The organism is Pseudomonas sp. P7758 (assembly GCF_013386485.1).
Lineage (GTDB): Bacteria > Pseudomonadota > Gammaproteobacteria > Pseudomonadales > Pseudomonadaceae > Aquipseudomonas.
Window position 1 is genome coordinate 121,169 of sequence record NZ_JACARS010000011.1, and the last position, 22,942, is coordinate 144,110.

Annotated in this window: 16 protein-coding genes; 6 read left to right on the forward strand and 10 right to left on the reverse strand. The window is 59.8% G+C overall.

The features are described 5' to 3' along the window. Positions 1-21 precede the first annotated feature (21 nt). From infB to HX873_RS02640, 6 genes are all read left to right on the forward strand, one after another. The gene (gene infB / locus HX873_RS02615; RefSeq protein WP_003212186.1) at positions 22-2,544 is read left to right on the forward strand and encodes a translation initiation factor IF-2; all 2,523 of its coding nucleotides are present in this window, start codon (positions 22-24) and stop codon (positions 2,542-2,544) included. Between the two features lie 159 nt (positions 2,545-2,703). Next, entirely contained in the window at positions 2,704-3,105 is a 402-nt protein-coding gene (gene rbfA, locus HX873_RS02620) for a 30S ribosome-binding factor RbfA (RefSeq protein ID WP_003212184.1), read from the forward strand. Between the two features lie 3 nt (positions 3,106-3,108). Continuing rightward, entirely contained in the window at positions 3,109-4,026 is a 918-nt protein-coding gene (gene truB, locus HX873_RS02625; protein WP_003212182.1) for a tRNA pseudouridine(55) synthase TruB, read from the forward strand. 159 nt (positions 4,027-4,185) lie between these two features. Beyond that, the gene (rpsO, locus tag HX873_RS02630) at positions 4,186-4,455 is read left to right on the forward strand and encodes a 30S ribosomal protein S15 (protein ID WP_003177875.1); all 270 of its coding nucleotides are present in this window, start codon (positions 4,186-4,188) and stop codon (positions 4,453-4,455) included. Between the two features lie 194 nt (positions 4,456-4,649). Next, complete coding sequence (gene pnp / locus HX873_RS02635) at positions 4,650-6,755, forward strand: polyribonucleotide nucleotidyltransferase (protein WP_003212180.1); 2,106 nt, start codon at positions 4,650-4,652, stop codon at positions 6,753-6,755. Between the two features lie 295 nt (positions 6,756-7,050). Then, a complete protein-coding gene (locus HX873_RS02640) occupies positions 7,051-7,671 on the forward strand; it encodes a BON domain-containing protein (protein ID WP_003212178.1) in 621 nt (206 codons plus the stop codon). Positions 7,672-7,945: 274 nt separating this feature from the next. Here HX873_RS02640 and HX873_RS02645 read toward each other — a convergent pair whose 3' ends face one another. From HX873_RS02645 to HX873_RS02690, 10 genes are all read right to left on the reverse strand, one after another. Next, on the reverse strand, positions 7,946-10,885 hold the full coding sequence (locus HX873_RS02645) for a DUF748 domain-containing protein (protein ID WP_177122332.1): 2,940 nt from the start codon (positions 10,883-10,885) through the stop codon (positions 7,946-7,948). Between the two features lie 108 nt (positions 10,886-10,993). After that, positions 10,994-12,010 (reverse strand): class I SAM-dependent rRNA methyltransferase, encoded by a 1,017-nt coding sequence (locus tag HX873_RS02650; RefSeq protein ID WP_102368082.1) that lies wholly within the window; start codon positions 12,008-12,010, stop codon positions 10,994-10,996. A gap of 43 nt (positions 12,011-12,053) precedes the next feature. Beyond that, entirely contained in the window at positions 12,054-12,929 is an 876-nt protein-coding gene (locus HX873_RS02655) for an oxygenase MpaB family protein (RefSeq protein ID WP_102604509.1), read from the reverse strand. A gap of 6 nt (positions 12,930-12,935) precedes the next feature. Then, positions 12,936-14,873 (reverse strand): acetate--CoA ligase, encoded by a 1,938-nt coding sequence (acs, locus tag HX873_RS02660; protein WP_177122333.1) that lies wholly within the window; start codon positions 14,871-14,873, stop codon positions 12,936-12,938. Positions 14,874-14,999: 126 nt separating this feature from the next. Beyond that, a complete protein-coding gene (pgi, locus tag HX873_RS02665) occupies positions 15,000-16,664 on the reverse strand; it encodes a glucose-6-phosphate isomerase (protein ID WP_003212168.1) in 1,665 nt (554 codons plus the stop codon). Between the two features lie 225 nt (positions 16,665-16,889). Continuing rightward, positions 16,890-17,741: a pantoate--beta-alanine ligase gene (gene panC / locus HX873_RS02670; RefSeq protein ID WP_003212166.1), complete on the reverse strand. Its 852-nt coding sequence runs from the start codon at positions 17,739-17,741 to the stop codon at positions 16,890-16,892. Continuing rightward, entirely contained in the window at positions 17,738-18,538 is an 801-nt protein-coding gene (gene panB / locus HX873_RS02675; protein WP_003212164.1) for a 3-methyl-2-oxobutanoate hydroxymethyltransferase, read from the reverse strand. Before panB ends, panC begins: the two co-directional genes overlap by 4 nt. Before the next feature lie 348 nt (positions 18,539-18,886). Continuing rightward, positions 18,887-19,375, reverse strand: coding sequence for a 2-amino-4-hydroxy-6-hydroxymethyldihydropteridine diphosphokinase (gene folK / locus HX873_RS02680; protein WP_003212163.1), 489 nt, complete (start codon positions 19,373-19,375; stop codon positions 18,887-18,889). A 4-nt stretch (positions 19,376-19,379) separates the two neighbouring features. Beyond that, entirely contained in the window at positions 19,380-20,786 is a 1,407-nt protein-coding gene (locus tag HX873_RS02685) for a polynucleotide adenylyltransferase PcnB (RefSeq protein WP_003212161.1), read from the reverse strand. A 711-nt stretch (positions 20,787-21,497) separates the two neighbouring features. Then, positions 21,498-22,937 carry a sigma-54 dependent transcriptional regulator gene (locus HX873_RS02690; protein WP_003212159.1) on the reverse strand — a complete coding sequence of 480 codons (1,440 nt, stop codon included), beginning with the start codon at positions 22,935-22,937 and terminating at the stop codon, positions 21,498-21,500. Positions 22,938-22,942 lie beyond the last annotated feature (5 nt).

Consider the following 22,942-nt stretch of genomic DNA (forward strand, 5'->3'; position numbering starts at 1 on the left):
GCGGCCTGAGGAGAGAAGTGCATGACGCAAGTCACGGTGAAACAACTGGCCGATGAGGTCAAAACACCGGTAGAGCGCCTGTTGCAGCAGATGCGTGAGGCAGGTCTGCCGCACACCGCCGCCGACGAAGGTGTGAGCGATAGTGAGAAGCAGTCTTTGCTGACTCACTTGAAGAGCAGCCACAAGGCGAAAGTGGAAGAACCGCGCAAGATTACATTGCAGCGCAAAACCACCAGCACCCTGCGTGTTGCTGGCAGCAAGAGCATCAGCGTTGAAGTACGCAAGAAGAAAGTCTTCGTACAGCGCAGCCCGGAAGAAATCGAAGCCGAGCGCAAACGCGAACTGGAAGAACGTCGCGCAGTAGAAAATGCTGCTCGTCAGAAGGCTGAAGAAGAAGCCAAGCGTCGCGCCGAAGAAGAAGCGCGTCGCCAGCCTGCTGCTGCGCAACCTGCTAACACTGAGGCCGTTGCTGCACCTAGCGCGCCTGTTGAAGCTGTTCGTGAGGCCGCTCCGGTTGCCGCCGCGCCAGCTCCTGCAGCCGACGCTCGCAAGCGCGAAGAACCTCGCCGCCCGGACAAACCACGTGCCGACGATAACAATCGTCGTGGCAGTGGCGATGGTGAGCGCAAAAACGCTCCACATCGTGCTTCGGTCAAAGAGAAGGCGCCAGCGCCACGCGTTGCCCCACGTACTACCGACGAAGAAAGCGACAGCTTCCGTCGCGGTGGTCGCGGCAAGGCCAAGCTGAAGAAGCGCAACGCCCACGGTTTCCAGAGCCCAACCGGCCCTGTCGTGCGTGATGTGCAGATCGGCGAGACTATCACTGTTGGCGACCTCGCCAATCAGATGTCGGTCAAGGCTGCTGAAATCATCAAGTTCATGTTCAAACTGGGTACCCCAGCGACCATCAACCAGGTACTGGACCAGGAAACTGCCCAACTGGTTGCTGAAGAGCTGGGCCACAAAGTGACCCTGGTCAGCGACACCGCCCTGGAAGATTCCCTGGCCGAGTCCCTGAAGTTTGAAGGCGAGACGTTCTCCCGTGCGCCAGTCGTGACCGTAATGGGCCACGTTGACCATGGTAAGACCTCGCTGCTCGACTATATCCGTCGTGCCAAGGTAGCTGCAGGCGAAGCCGGCGGCATCACCCAGCACATCGGTGCATACCACGTTGAAACCGAACGCGGCATGGTCACCTTCCTCGACACCCCTGGTCACGCCGCGTTTACCGCCATGCGTGCCCGTGGTGCCAAGGCGACTGACATCGTGATCCTGGTAGTTGCAGCGGACGACGGCGTAATGCCGCAGACCATTGAAGCTGTCCAGCACGCTAAAGCCGCTGGTGTTCCTCTGGTTGTTGCAGTGAACAAAATCGACAAGCCGGGCGCCGATCTCGATCGCATCCGTAGCGAACTGTCGGTTCACGGCGTGACTTCCGAAGAGTGGGGCGGTGATACGCCATTCGTTTCGGTTTCGGCGAAAGTCGGTACCGGTGTAGACGAACTGCTCGAAGCTGTCCTGCTGCAAGCCGAAGTTCTTGAACTGAAAGCAACTCCATCGGCCCCGGGTCGTGGTGTTGTGGTTGAATCGCGTCTCGACAAGGGTCGTGGCCCGGTTGCAACCGTTCTGGTTCAAGACGGTACCCTGCGCCAAGGCGACATGGTCCTGGTCGGTTCGAACTATGGCCGTGTACGTGCCATGCTCGACGAGAACGGCAAGCCAATCAAGGAAGCCGGTCCTTCCATCCCTGTCGAGATCCTCGGCCTGGACGGTACCCCGGACGCTGGCGACGAGATGAGCGTGCTGTCGGACGAGAAGAAAGCCCGTGAAGTGGCTCTGTTCCGTCAAGGCAAGTTCCGCGAAGTCAAGCTGGCCCGTGCTCACGCCGGCAAGCTGGAAAACATCTTCGAGAACATGGGCCAGGCAGAGAAGAAGACGCTTAACATCGTCCTCAAATCTGACGTTCGTGGTTCCCTCGAAGCGTTGAACGGCGCCTTGAATGGCCTGGGTAACGACGAAGTGCAAGTGCGTGTGGTCGGCGGCGGTGTCGGTGGTATCACCGAATCCGATGCCAACCTGGCGCTGGCCTCCAACGCTGTACTGTTCGGCTTCAACGTGCGTGCCGATGCTGGCGCACGGAAGATCGTCGAGCAGGAAGGCCTGGACATGCGTTACTACAACGTCATCTACGACATCATCGAAGACGTCAAGAAAGCCCTCACCGGCATGCTTGGCAGCGACGTCCGGGAGAACATCCTGGGTGTGGCCGAGGTGCGTGACGTGTTCCGCTCGCCGAAATTCGGCGCGATCGCCGGTTGCATGGTTATCGAAGGTGTTGTGCACCGTAACCGTCCAATCCGTGTACTGCGTGAAGACATCGTTATCTTCGAAGGCGAGCTGGAATCCCTGCGCCGCTTCAAGGATGACGCTTCCGAAGTACGTGCCGGCATGGAATGCGGTATTGGCGTCAAGAGCTACAACGACGTCAAGGCGGGTGACAAGATCGAAGTCTACGAGAAGGTCCAGGTTGCTCGCAGCCTCTAACTCGCGTACTTCAAGGGCCACGCAGCGCCCGGGCATGCAAATGCCTGGCGCTGTGTCCGGACTCTAAACGCAACGCCCGGTCTGGCTTTTGTCAGGCCGGGCGTTTGCCGCTTTCAGACCCCACGGGTTTCACCGTGTGGCAGCAACAGGTAACAAGACATGGCAAAAGAATACAGCCGTACCCAACGTATCGGCGATCAGATGCAGCGTGAGCTGGCACAGCTGATCCGTCGTGAAGTAAAAGACCCACGTGTTGGCCTGGTCACCATCACCGCCGTTGAAGTCAGCCGTGACGTTGGTCACGCCAAGATCTTCATCACCGTGATGGGCCAGGACAACAGCGAAGAAATCGCGCAAAGCATCAAGGTGCTCAACTCCGCCGCAGGTTTCCTGCGTATGCAGTTGGCCCGTGAAATGAAGCTGCGCAGCGTTCCTCAGTTGCACTTCCACTACGACGAAAGTGTCGTGCGTGGCGCGCACCTGTCGGCACTGATCGAGCGGGCCGTGGCTGAAGACAATCAGCACCCGGAATCCGCCACGCCTGAAGACGCCAAGGAGTAATCGGTGGCTCAGGTCAAACGTATCCGTCGTAATGTCAGCGGCATCATTCTGCTCGACAAGCCCATTGGTTTTACCTCCAATGCGGCGTTGCAGAAGGTTCGCTGGCTGCTCAATGCCGAGAAGGCAGGGCACACCGGCAGCCTCGACCCCTTGGCCACCGGCGTGTTGCCGTTGTGCTTCGGCGAGGCCACCAAGTTTTCGCAATACCTGCTCGATTCCGACAAGGGCTACGAGACCCTGATGCAACTGGGCAAGACCACCACCACGGCAGACGCCGAAGGTGATGTTTTGCAGGTTCGCGAGGTGACCGTTGGTCGTGCTGATATCGAAGCTGCCTTACCTGCTTTTCGTGGGCAAATCAGTCAGATACCGCCGATGTACTCGGCTCTCAAACGTGATGGCCAGCCTCTTTACAAGCTGGCACGTGCAGGGGAAGTGGTGGAGCGCGAACCGCGTTCTGTTACTATTGCGCGCTTGGAATTGCTCGCCGCTGAAGGCGACACCGCCCGGTTGGCGGTGGACTGCAGCAAAGGCACCTATATCCGCACCCTCGTGGAAGATATCGGTGAGCAACTAGGCTGTGGCGCATACGTTGCAGAACTGCGACGCACCCAGGCAGGCCCTTTCACCCTGGCCCAGACGGTCACGCTGGAAGAGCTGGAAGCAGTGCATGCCGAAGGCGGCAACGAAGCGGTTGATCGCTTCCTGATGCCATCGGACAGCGGTTTACTGGATTGGCCATTGCTGCACTTCTCGGAGCACAGCGCGTTCTACTGGCTTAACGGCCAGCCGGTACGTGCACCGGATGCCCCGAAGTTCGGCATGGTGCGGGTACAAGATCACAACGGTCGCTTTATCGGTATCGGTGAAGTGAGCGAAGACGGGCGCATCGCGCCGCGTCGACTGATTCGGTCAGAATGACCGAAACCAGTTTGTGGTAAAAGCGCAGTAGCTTTTACTCAAACTGGAACGAGGGTGGCTGTTAGCAGGCATGGTCACTACTCATTTTTAGATACAGGGATTTGTCCCTGGCCTGTTGAAACTGCCCTTTGGGTGGTTTCCTGAAAAAAGGATTGCCTCATGGCTCTCGACGTTCAAGAAAAAGCACAAATCGTTGCTGACTATCAGCAAGCTGTTGGTGACACTGGTTCGCCAGAAGTGCAAGTTGCACTGCTGACCCACAACATCAACAAGCTGCAAGGTCACTTCAAGGCCAACGGTAAAGATCACCACTCCCGTCGTGGTCTGATCCGCATGGTAAACCAGCGTCGTAAGCTGCTGGACTACCTGAAAGGCAAGGATCTGGGTCGTTATCAGACTCTGATCGGTCGCCTGGGTCTGCGTCGCTAATAAGCGATTGCGCTAGAGGTTGGTTGGCTGTCGTGTGTCAGTGGGTTTCCCGCTGGCCCATGGCAGGCTTCCAGCCTCAAGTTTTATCTGGATACACGTTTTACCCTGGACAGGCGTTGGGCCGATTCCCGACATTGCCCAAGAATTTCGCAAGAAGACAAGTTCCCCAAGAGCCACAAAGAAGGTAGGACACCGTGAACCCGGTTATCAAAAAATTCCAGTTCGGTCAGTCGACCGTTACCCTCGAGACAGGCCGTATCGCCCGTCAAGCCTCCGGCGCAGTGCTGGTTACCGTTGACGACGACGTCACCGTATTGGTGACCGTTGTAGGCGCCAAGACCGCTGACCCAAGCAAAGGCTTCTTCCCTCTTTCCGTTCACTACCAGGAAAAGACTTACGCTGCCGGTAAGATCCCTGGTGGTTTCTTCAAGCGTGAAGGCCGTCCTTCCGAGAAAGAAACCCTGACTTCCCGACTGATCGACCGTCCGATCCGTCCGCTGTTCCCAGAAGGCTTCATGAACGAAGTGCAGGTTGTCTGCACCGTCGTTTCCACCAGCAAGAAGACCGATCCGGACATCGCTGCGATGATCGGTACCTCGGCGGCCCTGGCCATCTCCGGTATTCCTTTCGATGGCCCGATCGGCGCTGCCCGTGTTGCATTCCACGAAAGCACCGGCTACCTGCTGAACCCGACTTACGAACAACAGAAAGCTTCGAGCCTGGACATGGTCGTTGCCGGTACTTCGGAAGCCGTGTTGATGGTTGAATCGGAAGCCAAAGAGCTGACCGAAGACCAGATGCTGGGCGCTGTACTGTTTGCTCACGACGAGTTCCAGGTTGTGATCAACGCTGTCAAGGAACTGGCCGCTGAAGCTGCCAAGCCAACCTGGACCTGGGCTCCTCAGCCAGAAGCTACCGCACTGCTGGGCGCTATCCGCTCCGAGTTCGGCACCGCTATCTCCGACGCCTACACCATCACCATCAAGGCCGATCGTTACGCTCGCCTGGGTGAGTTGAAGGACCAGGTTGTTGCCAAGCTGTCCGGTGAAGAAGGCCAGCCTTCTTCCAGCGAAGTCAAAGCAGCCTTCGGCGAAATCGAATACCGCACCGTTCGCGAAAACATCGTTAACGGCAAGCCACGTATCGACGGTCGCGACACTCGCACCGTACGTCCGCTGAACATCGAAGTCGGCGTTCTGCCAAAAACCCACGGTTCGGCCCTGTTCACCCGCGGTGAAACCCAGGCCCTGGTTGTTGCAACACTGGGTACTGCCCGTGACGCACAGCTGCTGGACACCCTGGAAGGCGAGAAAAAAGACCCGTTCATGCTGCACTACAACTTCCCTCCGTTCTCGGTAGGTGAGTGTGGTCGCATGGGTGGCGCTGGTCGTCGCGAAATCGGTCACGGCCGTCTGGCCCGTCGTTCGATTGCAGCCATGTTGCCTGCCGCCGACGTGTTCCCGTACACCATTCGCGTTGTGTCGGAAATCACCGAGTCCAACGGTTCCAGCTCCATGGCTTCGGTCTGCGGCGCTTCCCTGGCTCTGATGGATGCCGGCGTTCCGATGAAGGCACCGGTTGCCGGTATCGCCATGGGCCTGGTTAAAGAAGGCGAGAAGTTCGCCATCCTGACCGACATCCTGGGCGACGAAGACCACCTGGGCGACATGGACTTCAAAGTAGCCGGTACCGCCAAAGGTGTTACCGCGCTGCAGATGGACATCAAGATCAAGGGCATCACCGAAGAAATCATGGAAATCGCTCTGGGCCAAGCCCTGGAAGCGCGCCTGAACATCCTCGGTCAGATGAACCAGATCATTGGCCAGTCCCGTACCGAACTGTCGGAAAATGCTCCGACCATGATCGCGATGAAAATCGACACCGACAAAATCCGTGATGTTATCGGTAAAGGCGGCGCGACCATTCGTGCGATCTGTGAAGAGACCAAGGCTTCGATCGACATCGAAGACGACGGCTCGATCAAGATCTTCGGCGAAACCAAGGAAGCGGCTGAAGCGGCACGTCAGCGCGTCCTGGGTATCACTGCTGAGGCGGAGATCGGCAAGATCTACGTCGGTAAGGTTGAGCGCATCGTCGACTTCGGCGCATTCGTCAACATCCTGCCGGGCAAGGACGGTCTGGTTCACATCTCCATGCTGAGCGATGCTCGCGTTGAGAAAGTGACCGACATCCTGAAAGAAGGCCAGGAAGTGGAAGTGCTGGTACTGGACGTGGACAACCGCGGCCGTATCAAGCTGTCCATCAAGGACGTAGCAGCAGCCAAGGCTTCGGGCGTTTAATCACCCCGTCGCTGCAAGCTGAAAAAGGACTCTTCGGAGTCCTTTTTTTATGCCTGCGGGAAAGTGTCGCGAAATCAGGCGTTTAGCCATACCCCAAAAGCCGCAACTTGCATGCAGGCACGTTCGTCTTCATGCAAGTTGCACGATTCCGAAAATCACCTGTTTTCATAACGTATTGTTTTATAAGGATTTAATTGGTCGCATCGAGTTGGCACACTGTCTGCAATATCCCTGTTAACGCTGCAGCATCAAGGTTTACGTACTGCAGACTTTTAATAAAACAGGAGTTACTCGTATGAAGAAGTTCGCTCTCGCTACTGCTACCGCTCTGACCCTGGCCATGGGTGCTAACGTAGCCTTTGCTCAGACTTCCCAAGCCCCTATGACGCTGGCGGCCGGTGAAGTCACCAAGGCTAAAGAGTCCACTTCGGATACCTGGATCACCACCAAAGTCAAAGCTGACCTGCTGACCGAGAAAGGTATTCCTGGTTCGGACATTAAGGTTGAGACCAACAAAGGTGTGGTTTCCCTGTCCTCGACAGTTGCTATCTCTGACGCTCAGAAAGCTACTGCTGTAGCGATCACCAAGAAAATCAAAGGCGTAACCGCAGTTTCGGCTGACGGCCTGATGGCTGGCGGCGCTACCAAGGCTGATAACGTCGACAAAACCAAAAGCGCAGCTGCTGGTGCCAAAGAGTCCACCTCGGACACTTGGATCACCACCAAAGTGAAAGCTGACCTGGTAACCGAGAAAGGTATTCCTGGCACCGACATCAAAGTCGAAACCAACAAAGGCGTAGTTTCCCTGTCGTCGACCGTCGCAGTGACTGAAGCGCAGAAAACTACCGCGGTGAACATCACCAAGAAAATCAAAGGCGTTAAAGCTGTATCGGCCGACGGCCTGAAAGCAGAGTAACGCTTAACGAATCGCCTGAGCTAGGCGGAGGCGGCCACGAGCGAGTCTAGTTATCCGCTCAATGCACCTCACAGGTTCATGCGACCGACCACACGGATGTGGTCATTACAGGCCCCGGCACTTGTGTCGGGGCCTGTTCTATTGTGGGTAGAAAAGTGGGGAGGTCAGCGAGGCTCTTGTGGCGAGGGGGCTTGCCCCCGTTGGGCTGCGTAGCNNGCTACGCAGCCCAACGGGGGGCAAGCCCCCTCGCCACAGGTGCTCAGCGGGTGCCGGTTTATTCGGCATCCAGATGCATCGGTGTTACCACCCGACCATCTTTCTCCGCTTCCCCAAGGTTTGCATCGATAAAGTAAACCCGCTCATCTTCCAGCTGCGCCTTGTCTACCAGGTAGTCCTTGATCGCGCTGGCGCGGTCCTGGCCCAGTTGGCGCAGCAACACGTCACTGCCACTCCAGAACTTGATCACACCGTCCCGCAGCTTGGCGGTGCGCTCGTCATTGCTCAGGTCTTTCCATTCGGCCGGAGGCTGTTGCTTCAGGCGGGTGCGGTAGATGCCTTCCAGCAGCGGCGCCTTTTCCTTTTCCGGTACTTCAAGCAGCGACGCCTGGGCCGGTACCTTGTCGCCACGGCGCTGGAGGATCTTGTAGTAGTTGTACTGGTATTCGCGTTCCAGCCGTTGTGCGGCCAAAAGCGGGCCGTCACTGCTGGCAGCGGCGGTGCCTTCGATCTCCAGGCGCAGCGCTGGGCGCTCCTTGAGGGCTTTGGCCAGGCTGTCGAGGGCCGACTGGGAATCCTTGCTCAGCTCGCTGGAGCCTGCGGCAAACGACACGTTGCCAAGGTCTTGGGCACCACCACCGCTGATCAGGCCGCCAATGAACTTGAATGGCGCCGTGGCCGCACGCACTACCAGGTTGCGCAGGGTCTGCCAGACAATCGGCATGACGCTGAACTGCGGGTTGTTCAAGTCGCCGGTCACCGGCAGTTCGATCGAGATCTTGCCGTCGGAGTCCTTGAGCAGGGCTATCGCCAGGCGAATCGGCAGGTCCACGGCGTCGGCGCTGTCGACCTTCTCACCCAGTTGCAGTTGCTCGACCACCACCTTGTTTTCGGCCTTCAACTGGCCCTTGGTGATGACGTAATGCAGGTCAAGGTTGAGCCGACCCTTGCGGATGCGGAACCCGGCAAACTTGCCCGAGTATGGCGTCAGGGTGGTCAGTTCGACGCGTTTGAAGCTGGTGGCGATATCCAGTGCGGCCATCGGGTCAAACGGATTCACGCTGCCCTTGATGGTGACCGGTGCATAACGGTCAACCTTGCCCTTGACGTCGACGCTCGCCGGTTTGGCCTGGCGACTGTCAATGGTGCCGATCTGGCCGTTGAGCTGCTGGATGGCCGTGGCGAAGTTCGGGGTCAGGCTGAAGTCGGCGAAGTTGGCCGAGCCGTCGTTGATCGTAATTTGACCAATATGAATGCCCAGGGGCTTCTCTTTGCTGGCCGCAGGTTTCGCCGCGGACTTGCCGGGGCTGTTGGCCGGCTGCGGGATCAGCAGGTCATCGATGTTGGTGGTGCGGTCATCGTTGATCATGAAGCGCGCATAGGGCTGCAACAGGTTGACCTTGTCGATCGACAGGCTGTCGCCATGTTGATAATTCACGCCTTCCAGCACCAGGCGCTGCCACTTGAGGAAGTCGCGGGTCTTCATGGTGTCCAGGGTGTGCAACTGGTCGACCTGGGCCCGGCCGGTCACCTGGAATGCCAGGGGGTCGGTGCTTTTCAGGTTCACGTCGAGGTTGCTGCCGAGCATGCCGCTACGCAGTTCCAGGCGGATAAATGGGCTGATATAGGACTGGGCGACGCGCAGGTCGATGTCTTTGGTGTCCACTTTCAGCTTGGCGCTGACCGGGCTCAGGTTGACCTGGCCGGTCGCCTCGAGCTTGCCTTGTTTGCCTACGCCGGTATCGAGCTTGAGGGTAAAAGGGCTTTGGTTAAGGCTGTCGAAACCCTGCAGGTCAAGGTTCAGCGGCCCGACTTCCAGGGCGACTGCCGGTTTGGCCGAGCGGTCAGCCAGATGCACTTGATAGTCGCGCAGCTGCACGTCCTTGAGCAGCACTTGCCAAGGCTTGCTCGGCGCTGCCGGTGCAGGTTTTGGCGAGTCGGCGGTAGCGGGTGCGGTGGCTGGCTCGGCTGCGGGTGCAGTTGCAGGTTTGCTCGGATGGCTGGCAAACAGCTTCTGCCAGTCCAACTGGCCGTCGGCTTCAAGGGCGGCCCAGGTTTCGAGTTTATTACTGCGGATCTTGCCGACGATCACTTGCTGTTTGGCCAGGTCCACGGTGGTTTCGCTGACGTCCAGCTTCTGCAGGCGCGCGAGCGGCCGGCCATCCGGTGCCTTGATCGCAAACGGCGCGACACTCAGGGCGACGTTGGTCAGGTTCAGCTCGGTTTCCTTGGCCAGGCTCAGCTTGTAGTCGGTGCTGAAGTTGAGGATGCCGTCTTCCAGAACCAGCGGCACCGCGTCACGTACATACGGCCACCAGACTTTCATCTTGCCGTCGGTAACCTTGAGTTTGCCCTCGGAGGCGATCGGGATCAGGCTGAAGTTGCCGGTCCAGTCGATCTGGCCGCCTTCAGGGCCGGCTGCCACCAGGGTCATGTCGGCGTTGTCATCGGGCAGCGTGCTGAGGTTTTTCAGCTCGAAATCGAGTTTGTCGTAGAGAAACTCGATCGGCTCGCTCGGGCGCAAATCCTGGAAGTGCACATAGCCGCCTGCCAGCTTGATGTTATCGATGCGCAGCGGGAATGGCTTGGCGTTTGGATCGGTTGGTGTCGGTTCGCTGGCCGGGAGTTTGAACAGCTGCGCCAGGTTGAGCTGGCCGGATTTGTCGAACAGCAGCTCGGTCTTGGGCTTGTCGAGTTGTACGTCGGCCAGGTGCAGGGCGCGGGTCCACAGGCTGTCGATCTGCAGGTTGGCATAGAGGCGTTCAAAGGCCACTTGCTCCTTGCCCGGCTCACCGATATTCAGGCCCCACACGGTCAGTTCGAGGCTGAACGGGTTGAGCTCGATACGCTCGACACGCGCCGGCACCGTGGCGTAGTTGGCCAACTGTTGGTTGGCCACGCGAAGGGCAATGCCGGGGAGAATCAGGAAGCCCAGCAAGCTGTACAGGGCAAGGGCGGTCAGCAAGGCGCCAGCGGCGCGAATCAATCCTTTGGGCATATGTGACGCCATCTATGTCAATCAAGAGTGCCTTGGAGTATGGCACGGGTTTACGGTTCCGAAGAGTCGGGCCTTTATTACTGCGCCCTGGCCCTTTTGGGACAAGTCCTACAGTTGCAGGATCAGGGTCTTCAGCGGTGGTTGCTGGTCGTGGGACGGGAAGTCTGCGCCGGGTGTCATGACCTGCCAGTCGCGCACCGGGCGCCCGGCCTTTTCCGCACAGCGCAGGACCTGGTCACGCCAGTCGTCCATGCCGACTTTCGCCAGGTTGTTGCAGCAGATCAGCACGCCGTTGTCGGCTGTGGCCAGCAGCGCCGGCTTGAGCAGGCTCTGGTAGTCGCGCAGCAGGTCGACGGTGCCGAAGGCGCTCTTGGCCCAGGCGGGCGGGTCGAGCAGTACCAGATCGTATTGACGCTGCTCCAGGCGCGGGTAACTCGGCAGCTTCTGCCCCCGACGCTGGCTGATGGGCAGGCCGGCCAGTTGGCGGATTGCCGGGAAGTAGTCGGACTGGATGAATTCCATCGTCGGCAATTGCGGGTTGAGTTGACCGTTTTCGCGACCGACCGCCAGGTTGCCCTCGGCAAAGTCCAGGTTGCACACCTCACGAGCGCCACCGGCAGCGGCACTCAGGCCTACGCCGCAGGTGTAGGCAAACAGGTTCAGCACGCTTTTGCCGGCGCTGTGTGCCTTGACCCAGCCGCGGGTGTTGCGCAGGTCCAGGAATAACAGCGGGTCTTGCCCGGCATGGCGGCCGCGCACGCGGTAATTGAGGCCCCATTCGTGGCCGACCAGGTCTTCCAGGGCTGCGGGCTCGGCGCGGTACACCGTGTCTTCACGGTCGATGCGCGAGTTGCCCCGGGAGCGGTCGTTGTAGACCAGCAGCAGTTCAAGCCCCAGGTGCTGGTTGATTGCTTGATGCAGGTGCAACAGGTCGTCGCTTTCCAGCGACTGGTGAAAACTCTGCACCAGCAGTTGCGGGCCGTAGCGGTCGATCGTCAGGCCGCCGGCGCCTTCCTGGCTGCCGTGGAACAGGCGATAGCAATCGGTACCTTGTGCATGCAGCTCGGCGAGCAGGTCCTGGCGATGATCGAGGGCGGCGCGCAGCGCCTGATTCAAGGAAGACATAGTGCGCGCCTTGCAGAGTAATTGGGGCGCGGGAGTTTAACAGTTATGGCTCCAGCAGGCCCATTCGCCTGTGGGCCCGCTGCACCGAACCATTGCGCATGGCCCAGCGCAACAACGGCGCGCTGCGCCTGACCCCGGCACGAATCATCTGGCGCTGGATCGGGCTTTGCTTCTGCCCGAGCATGTCGCTGGCCCAGTCCGGCAGCAGGTCGATACCGGCCTGCATCATCAGCGAGCCAAACGGCTTGGCCAGGGTGCTCGGAGACGGCGCATTGAGCAGCAGGCGCAGGACTTCGTGGCTGCGCTGGTCACACAGCAGTTGCGGACGAATACGCTCAAGGTAATCGGAAATTTCCTGGCGCGAACGCGGCACATGGCGCGCGCCCAATTGCTCGGCCACCAGGGCGATTTCGCTGTAGTACCGGTCTTGATCCCTCGCAGATAAATCCGGGTTGCGATAACGCAGGTGGGCCGCGAGAAAGTTGCTGACCTCCGCCACATGCACCCAGGTCAGCAACTCGGGATCACTGGCGGCATACGGTCGGCCGTCCGGTGCATGGCCGACCACTTGCAGGTGAATGGTGCGCACTTTCTCGATCAGCCATTCGGCGTCACGCCGCGAACCAAACGTGGTGCCGGAAATGAACTGCGAGGTGCGTCGTAACCGCCCCAGCATGTCCTGCCGAAAGTTCGAGTGGTCCCACACGCCGGCCAACGCCAGCGGGTGCAATGCCTGCAACATCAACGCGCTGATGCCGCCGATCAACATGCTGCTGAAGTCGCCATGGACCTTCCAGCTCACCGAGTTCGGCCCAAAGAGACCCGGATCGCCCTTGGGGTTCTCCAGGTCGAGTTGGCCCAGCGACAAGCCGGTCAGGCTCATCAGCTGGTTTTCGATGCGGCTGCGAATGAATTCCATGGGTTCCTATCGGTTGAGGCGCTTGTCGATCAGGCCGTCCACCACGCTCGGGTCGGCGAGGGTGGACGTATCCCCCAGGCTGTCCAGTTCGTTGCAGGCAATCTTGCGCAGGATCCGCCGCATGATCTTGCCTGAGCGGGTTTTCGGCAAGGCCGGCGCCCATTGAATCAGCTCGGGCTTGGCGAAGCTGCCGATTTCCTTGCTGACCAGGTCCAGCAGGTGTTTTTTCAGCGCGTCGTCGGGCTCGACGCCATTCATGGGCGTGACGAAGGCATAGATGCCCTGGCCTTTTACGTCGTGTGGATAACCGACCACCGCGGCTTCTGCGACCTGATCATGCAGCACCAGGGCGCTTTCGACTTCGGCGGTGCCGATGCGGTGCCCGGAAACGTTGATCACATCGTCGATGCGGCCGGTGATCCAGTAGTCACCGTCCTCGTCGCGCCGCGCGCCGTCGCCGGTAAAGTAGTAGCCGGGATAGGGTTTGAAATAGGTGTCGATCATCCGCTGAGGGTCGCCGTACACGCTGCGGATTTGCCCTGGCCAGCTGGATTTGATCGCCAGCACGCCGCTGCCGGCGCCACTGATTTCCTTGCCTTGCTCATCGAGCAGCACCGGCACCACGCCAAACATCGGCTGGGTGGCGCAGCCAGGCTTGATCCGCTGGGCGCTGACCAGCGGGCTGAGCATGATGCCGCCGGTTTCGGTCTGCCACCAGGTGTCGACAATCGGGCAGCGTTGTTCGCCGACCGCGTTGAAGTACCAGTCCCAGGCCTCCGGGTTGATTGGCTCGCCGACACTGCCCAGCAGGCGCAGGCTGGCGCGGGAAGTGTTTTCCAGTGGCCCGTGGCCTTCCCGCATCAGCGCGCGTAACGCGGTCGGCGCGGTGTAGAAGATGTTGACCTTGTGTTTGTCGATCACCTGCCAGAACCGCGAGCTGTCCGGGTAGCTCGGCACGCCTTCGAACATCAGCGAGGTCGCACCATTGGCCAGTGGCCCGTACACGATATAGCTGTGGCCGGTGACCCAGCCGACATCGGCGGTGCACCAGAACACTTCGCCTTCGCGGTAATCGAGCACGTACTTGAAGGTCATCGCAGCCTGCAGCAGGTAACCGCCGGTGGTATGCAACACACCTTTGGGTTTGCCGGTGCTGCCGGAGGTGTAGAGGATAAACAGCGGGTCTTCCGCATCCATCGGCTCGGGCGGGCAGTCGTCGCTGGCTGCATCCAGGGCCTGTTGATACTTGAGGTCGCGCCCTTCAGTCCAATTGACTGCCGCGCCGGTGCGCTGCACCACCAGTACCGTGCTGACACCCGGGCAACTGGCCAGAGCCTTGTCGACATTCTGTTTCAGCGCCACCGGCTTGCCGCCGCGCACGCCTTCATCGGCGGTGATCACCGTGCGGCAATCGGCGTCGAGAATGCGGTCGCGCAGGGCGTCCGGCGAGAATCCGCCAAACACCACCGAATGCACCGCACCAATCCGCGTACAGGCCAGCATCGCGTAGGCCGCCTCGGGAATCATCGGCATGTAGATACACACGCGGTCGCCTTTCTTTACGCCACGGCTTTTCAGCACGTTGGCCAGGCGGCTGACGTTTTGGTGGAGCTGGCGGTAGGTAATTTTGGAAGACGTCGCAGGATCATCGCCCTCCCAGATGAAGGCCGGCTGATCAGCGCGTTGCGCGAGGTGACGGTCGATGCAGTTGTAACTGACGTTCAGTTGGCCTCCGGCAAACCATTGCGCGGCGCCGGTCTTGATGTCGGATTTCTGGACGGTCTGCCAGGGCGTGGTCCAGTCGAGAAAACGCTTGGCCTGTTCGGCCCAGAACGTATCGGGTTGCTCGACGGATTGGCGGTAGAGGCGCTGGTAGTCCTCTTGACTGAGTTGCGCAGCCCGGCGGACGGCATCGGCGGCGGGGAACGTGCTGATATCGAACATGAGGGATCCTTATTCTTGTTTTTTGCGACAAGAGGGGAGCTTTGCGACCCTCGTAGGAGCTGGCAAGCCAGCTCCTACAAGGGTCCGCTCCCGCAGGTTCAGACCCTCATTGTAGTGCTGATACCATCAACCGCGGTGACGGCCGCGGAAGTAGTTGATCAACCCCTGGGTGGACGCATCGTCCGCAGGCTGTTCTTCGGTGCCGGTCAGGCGGTTGTAGACGCCTTTGCCCAGCTCCTTGCCCAGCTCCACGCCCCACTGGTCGAACGCGTTGATGCCCCAGATGACGCTTTGCACGAACACTTTGTGTTCATACATCGCCACCAGTGCGCCAAGACGGCGAGGGCTGATGCGTTCAACCACAATGGTGTTGCTCGGACGGTTGCCCGGGATCACCTTGTGCGGTGCCAGCTTCTGCACTTCGGCTTCGTCCATGCCCTTGTCGCGCAGCTCGGCTTCAGCCTCGGCGCGGGTCTTGCCGAGCATCAGGGCCTGGCTCTGGGACAGGCAGTTGGCGTACAGCCACTGATGGTGGTCGGAAACCGGGTTGAAGCTGACGATCGGCACGATGAAGTCGGCCGGGATCAGTTGGGTGCCCTGGTGCAGCAGCTGGTGGTAAGCATGCTGGCCGTTGCAGCCTACGCCGCCCCAGATAACCGGGCCGGTGTCGGTGGAAACCGGCGTACCGTCCTGGCGCACGCTCTTGCCGTTGGATTCCATGTCCAGCTGTTGCAGGTGCTTGGTGATGTTACGCAGGTAGTGATCGTACGGCAGGATTGCGTGGCTCTGCGCGCCCCAGAAGTTGCCGTACCACACGCCCAGCAGGCCGAGCAGCACCGGCATGTTCGCCTCGAATGGAGCGGTCTGGAAATGCTGGTCCATGGTGTAGGCGCCGGACAGCAGTTCCTTGAAGTTGGACATGCCGATGGCCAGCGCGATGGGCAGGCCGATGGCCGACCACAGCGAGTAACGACCGCCCACCCAGTCCCACATCGGGAAAATGTTCTCTTCGCGGATACCGAAGGCCACGGCCGCCGCGTTGTTGCTCGATACGGCGATGAAGTGGCGATACAGCTCGGCTTCCGAGCCACCCTGGGCCAGGTACCAGGCGCGGGCGGCCTGGGCGTTTTTCAGGGTTTCGAGGGTGTTGAAGGATTTTGACGAGACGATGAACAGTGTGGTCTCGGCGCGCAGCTTCATAGTTAGCTCGTGGAACTCGCTGCCGTCGATGTTTGCCAGGTAATGGCAGCGCACGCCTTTGTGGGCGTAGGACAACAGCGCTTCAGACACCAGCTCCGGGCCGAGGAACGAGCCACCGATACCGATGTTCACCACGTCGGTGATCGGCTTCTCGGTGTAGCCACGCCACAGGCCGTCGTGGATGCGGCCGACCAGGTCAGTGATCTGGTTCAGCACCTTGTGCACGTCCGGCATGATGTTCACGCCGTTGACGGACAGCTTGTCACCCACCGGGCGACGCAATGCGGTGTGCAGCGCCGGACGGCCTTCGGAGGAGTTGACCGGCTCGCCGTTGAACAGCGACTTGATCGCGCCCTGAAGGTCGACTTCCTTGGCCAGGCCTACCAGCAGGTCGCGGGTTTCGCTGGTGATCAGGTTTTTCGAGTAATCGAGGAAAAGTCCGCAGCTGCTCAAGGTGAACTGGGTAAAGCGCTGGGGATCGGCATTAAAGGCTTCGCGCATGCTGAAATCCTGCATGGCTTGGCGATGTTGATTGAGCGCTTGCCAGGCGGGCAGAGCGGTAACGTCATGAGGAGTGCGGTAGTACGCCATCGCTGCGGGTTTCCTTTTTATTGCTGGGACTGCTTTTAGGACACTTGAAAGCCGGGAATGTCCTGTCTTTGTGAAGATGACAGGCTCCGGTCGACGCCAACGAATAGCGTAGGGCGAATACATTAAACCTAGCGTGTCGATCTGTCTTGGCTTTGTCTGCGCTGTGGCCGGTACTTTTTTATACCGGCCGATCAGGCAGTGCAACAGGCGGGGTGTGCGGCGGGGTCAGTTCAGGTGCAGATGCAGGTTGTCGATCAGCCGGGTGGCGCCCAGGTAGGCGGCGACCAGGATCACCAGGTCCTTGTCTTCGGCGGTGGCCGGACGCAGGTGCAGGCCCTGGCGAACCTCCAGGTAGTCCATGCGAAAACCTGCCGCTTCGATCTGCTGGACCTGTGCGGCGCGCAGTTTGGCGAAGTCGCGGTCGCCCGCTTCAATGGCGGCGGCAATCTGGCTGAGGCTGCGGTACAGCACCGGTGCGATCGCGCGCTGTTCGTCGGTGAGGTAACCATTGCGCGACGACAGCGCGAGGCCGTCGTCGGCGCGCACGGTCGGCTCGCCGATAATCTGGATCGGCATGTTCAGGTCATGGACCATGGCGCGAATCACCGCCAGTTGCTGGTAGTCCTTCTGGCCAAAGATCGCCAGGTCCGGCTGGACCATGTTGAACAGCTTGCTGACCACCGTGGCTACGCCTTCAAAATGCCCGGGCCGGCTGGCGCCGCACAGGCCTTCGGACAGTTGCGGCACGCTGACGCGAGTCTGGCCGGCCATGCCGTCGGGGTACATCTCCTCGACGGTCGGGGCGAACAACAGGTTGCAACCTGCTTGCAAGAGCTTCTCCTGGTCGGCCGCCAGGGTGCGCGGGTACTTGTCCAGGTCTTCGCCGGCGCCGAATTGCAGCGGGTTGACGAAAATGCTCGCCACCACGAAGTCCGCTTGTTGCGCAGCCTTGGTGACCAGCGTGGCATGGCCGCTGTGCAGGTTGCCCATGGTGGGCACGAAGCCGATGCGCTTGCCCGCACTGCGGGCATGGGTGACGGCGGCGCGCAGTTCGCGCACGGTCTTGACGGTGTTCATGCGGAGAATCCGTGTTCGGCGCCCGGGAAGGTGACGGCTTTGACTTCGCTGACGTAGGCGGCGAGGGCTGATTGGATACTGTCCTGGCCCGCCATGAAGTTCTTCACGAACTTGGGTACGCGGCCGGTAAGGGACAGGCCCAGCATGTCATGCAGTACCAATACCTGGCCGTCTGTGGCAGGACCGGCGCCGATACCGATCACCGGTACTTTAACGGCCTGGGTGATTTCCGCTGCCAGCTCGCTTGGCACGCATTCGAGCAGAATCATGCACGCACCGGCCTGTTCAAGGGCGATGGCATCGGCCCGCATCTGGCGCGCCTGGGCTTCGCCGCGGCCTTGCACCTTGTAGCCGCCGAGGATATTCACCGACTGTGGCGTCAGGCCCATGTGCGCGCAAACCGGCACGCCGCGTTCAGCCAGCAAACGAATCGACTCGGCGAGCCAGGCGGCACCTTCAACCTTGATCATGTGTGCACCGGCACGCATCAGTTGAGCACTGTTGGTCAGGGTCTGTTCGATGGTGGCATCGGCCATGAAGGGCAGGTCGGCAATGATGAAGGCGCCTTCGTTGCCGCGCTTGACGCAGGCCGTGTGGTAAGCGATTTCATCATTGGTAACGGGCAGGGTGCTGTCATTCCCTTGTAGAACCATGCCCAGGGAGTCCCCCACCAGCAACACTTCAACTCCTGCCTGGCTGCTGGCCTGGGCAAAAGTGGCGTCGTAGCAGGTCAGCATGGTGATCTTTTCACCTTTGAGCTTGAGGCTCTGCAAGGTGCTCAGGGTAACGTTTGGCATGAAAAGGGTCCTCATTCAGGCGCTTGGAAACAGCGAGTAACGCGCGTGAGTCTTCGTTTATACAGGCGCACTTTCTTAAGGATCAGTGCTTATAAGGCCTGGATTGCGCCCTTTAGCGCCGGGTAGGCGGCAGCGGGACGCCTATAGTCGTGAGGAGGACTCTGGAAGTCAATTGGATGTGTTACCGCATTGTTACGGCGGTGGTGTTACCGCTGTTACTGATGCGATTCAGCAGTAAATGATGCGTAGTAAATGCAGGAGCGAGCTAGCTCGCGAAGGTCGTCAATGATGACGCGGGAAGCCTGGCGCCCAGCGGTGTTCTCAGGTTTTTCGCGAGCAAGCTCGCTCCTACAGGTTTGAAGGCAGGCGTTCCAGGCCGACAAACGGGCAGGCATCCAGCAGGTCGCCGAGCAGGCGGCCATCGGCCAGTTGCAGGCTGGCAGGGGCCAGTTCTGCCAGCGGGTAAAGCACGAATGCACGCAGGTGCATTTGATAGTGCGGCACCTTCAGGCGCGGCTCATCGATCAGCCGGTCGCCAAACACCAGGATATCCAGGTCCAGGGTGCGTGGGCCCCAACGCTCAAGACGCTCGCGGCCCTGGTCATTCTCGATGGCTTGCAGCGCATCGAGCAGCTCCAGTGGTGCCAGGGCGCTGTCCAGGGCCGCGACCGCATTGGTATAGCGCGGCTGGCCCGGGAGCAGGGAATCACTTTGATAGAAGGCGGAGACGCCCGCCAGCGTGGTGTCCGGCAATTGCGCGAGGGCCTCGATGGCGTCGCGCAATTGTTGTTCAGGGGCAGCCAGGTTGCTGCCCATGCCGACGTAGATACGTTCCACGTGCTTACTCGCCCGACGCGCTCGATGAATCGCCAGCGCTGCGTTTGCGCTTGCTGCCACTGCTGCGGCGACGTTTTTTCGGGCCATCGCCGGTGGCTTCGCCTTTGCTGCTGAGCTCTTTGATCATCTCGCGGCGCTGGCTGTCGTTGGCGTCCTGGTAGTCGGTCCACCATTCGCCCAGGCCGTCGGTCTGCTCGCCAGCGCTTTCGCGCAGCAGCAGGAAGTCATAGCCGGCACGGAAGCGCGGGTTGTCCAGCAGCAGGTCGGCGCGTTTGCCGCTGCGGCGTGGCAGGCGCTCCTGCATGTCCCAGATCTCGCGGATCGGCATGGTGAAGCGTTTCGGGATGGCGATGCGCTGGCATTGCTCGGCGATCAGCTCGTGAGCGGCTTCCTGCATGGCCGGAATTGCCGGCATGCCACGGTCTTGCAAGCGCATGACGCGTTTTGGAAGCGCTGGCCACAACAGGGCGGCAAACAGGAACGCCGGGGTTACCGGTTTGTTCTGCTTGATGCGCAGGTCGGTGTTGATCAGGGCTTCGCTGATCAGCGTGTGGGTGTAGGTCGGGTTGTACTCCAGTGCTTCGGCGCTGGCCGGGAACAGTGGGTCGAACAACTGCAGGTCTACCAGCATTTCGAAGGTGTCGGCAGCGTAGCCGGAGAGGAACAGCTTGAGCACCTCTTCGAACAACCGGGCCGAGGGAATTTCCCGCAGCATCGGCGCCAGGTCGCGAATCGGCGCGGCCGTGTGCTTCTCGATGCCGAAGTTCAGCTTGGCGGCGAAACGCACGGCCCGCAGCATGCGCACCGGGTCTTCCTGGTAGCGTTGCGTCGGGTCGCCGATCAGGCGCAGCAGGTTGTTGCGGATGTCGTGTACGCCATTGGCGTAATCGAGGATGCGCTCGCTGACCGGGTCGTAATACAGGGCATTGATGGTGAAGTCGCGGCGCTGCGCGTCTTCTTCCAGGGTGCCGTAGACGTTGTCCCGCAGGATGCGCCCGCTTTCGTTGCGGGAAGACTGGTTAGTGTCTTCTTCTTCATCGTTTTGCGGATGGTTGGCGCGGAAGGTCGCGACCTCGATGATCTCGCGACCAAAGTGGATGTGCACCAACTTGAAGCGCCGGCCGATGATCCGCGCATTGCGGAATTCGGCACGCACTTGTTCCGGCGTGGCGCTGGTGGCGACGTCGAAATCCTTGGGAGTGATATTGAGCAACATGTCGCGCACGCAACCGCCAACCAGGTAGGCCTGGTAGCCGGCGTTCTGCAAACGTTCGACGATGTTCACCGCATAACGGCTGAACTGGGCGCGTTGCAGCGAATGCTGGCTGCTATTGAGCACTTCAGGCGTGCTGCGTTTGTGTTGCGTACGACGCAAGGGAGAACGGAATGACTGGAACAACTTCTTCAGCATGGGATGCACTGTTTGAAGGAATGTTCGGCCATAACGAAGAATGACCGCATGATGGGCCGGGATTCTAGCATTTAGTCAGGGGATGGTGTAGGAACTAGCTGCAAGGCTTGAGCCAGAAGCTTAAAAGAAGGGTGGCAGGTGCCAAATCGCGGAAACTACAAGGGGAGCCGAAGCTCCCCCAGAAGTAGTTGCGTGCTCTATTTTTATTATTGGTTTCGGGCTTCTTGTTTTTGTTGATCGCCCTCGCCATGAAGCTTCACCTTCATGACACTCCCAATCGGGAGCCAAGAGCAAACGGATTGCTTTGGTCGCTGTGTTGCTGATCTACGATCCAACCAGTTCAGGCTCTGCCTTAGGGCAGTTTTTGTTGTTCTCGGCCTGGTTGCGGGGCAAGCCCCAAATGCAACGCCTCTCCAAAAGAATCAGTTAGCTGCGCCTCCGCCGTGTTGTTTTTGTTATGCGTGAGTCGATTCGTCTTATTTTTATTGTCTTGTACATTTGCTTGTTATTGTTTTTGTACTAAGCATATAGCAGGGTGCGTGCCAACTTTTGCGAGGCCCAGCAAAATAAGGGGTTCGGGGCGTTTTCGGGTTTTTTGTAGGCGAAAAAAAGCCGGGGCTTCGTTACCGTAAGCCCCGGCTTTTGTTACGTGAAAAATCAGCGGTAACAGTTTTTTCACATCTGCGGGTGTTACCTGTGGGGGCGACCCACTCAGCTTTCGCTGGCAACCCCGGTCTTGCGCCGCGGGATACCCAGGCGCTGGCGCCGTTCCCACAGGCATTTACGGCTGACGCCCAGTTTGCGCGCCAGTTCGGTCTCGGTCATGTGGTCCTGGTGCTCCAGCACGAAATGCTGGAAGTAATCTTCCAGTGACAAATCTTCCGTCGGCTCGTGGCTGTTGTTACTGCCGCCACCTTGCTGCGGTGGCAAACCGATGAAGTCATCATCATCCAGGTCGCTGAGCTCGATATCGATCCCCAGCAGCTCGGCGGAAATTTCCGGGCTCTCCGACAGAATCACCGCACGCTCTACCGCGTTTTCCAGCTCCCGCACGTTACCCGGCCAGGAGTAGTGACGAATCGCCTGCTCGGCATCGGCAGCAAACTTCAGGTCGGTACGGTTGATGCGCGCACTCTGGCGCGCCAGGAAGGCCGTGGCGATTTCGTTGACGTCGGCGCCGCGCTCACGCAGGGCCGGCAGTTTGAGAGCTATCACGTGCAGGCGGTAATAAAGGTCTTCACGGAACTGGCCAATCTTGGCCAGGCTCTTCAGGTCACGGTGAGTGGCCGCAATCAGTCGTACGTCGACCTTTTGCGACTGTACCGAACCGACGCGACGTATTTCGCCTTCCTGGAGTACCCGCAGCAAGCGTGCCTGGGCTTCCAGCGGCAGCTCGCCAATCTCGTCGAGGAACAGCGTGCCGCCGTCGGCGGCTTCAACCAAACCCGCACGGCCAGCACTGGCGCCGGTAAAGGCGCCTTTTTCATGGCCGAACAATTCGGATTCGATCAGGGATTCGGGGATCGCCGCGCAGTTCACCGAGATCATCGGTGCCTTGGCGCGCTTGGACAGGTTGTGCAGGGCACGGGCCACCAGTTCTTTACCGGTACCGGACTCGCCCTGGATCAGTACATTGGAGTCGGTTGGCGCCACTTTGCGGATCTTGCTGTACAGGTCCTGCATGGGTGGGCAGGAGCCGATGATGCCGATTTCGCCGTTACTGTTATCAATACCGGGTTTTTCAGAACCATTGGCGGCCTTGCCCGCTGCCGGGCGTTCAGCCGGTGCGCTGCTGGCCGATTGACGGTCACGCAGGATTCGCGCTACGGCCTGGAGCATTTCGTCGTGGTCGAAGGGCTTGGCGATGTAGTCCACCGCGCCCATCTTCATGGAGTCCACGGCCGAGCGCAGGCTGGCGTAGCTGGTCATGATCAGCACCGGAGTGCCTTGGCCGAGCTTGATCAGCTCGGTGCCGGGGGCGCCTGGCAAACGCAGGTCACTGACGATCAGGTCGAACGTGGGAATGCTGAAACGCTCTTGGGCTTCCTGCACCGAGCCGGCTTCGCTGACCTGGTACTGATTACGTTCAAGCAGGCGACGCAAGGCAGAGCGGATAATGGTTTCGTCTTCGACGATCAAAATGTGCGGCATTGATT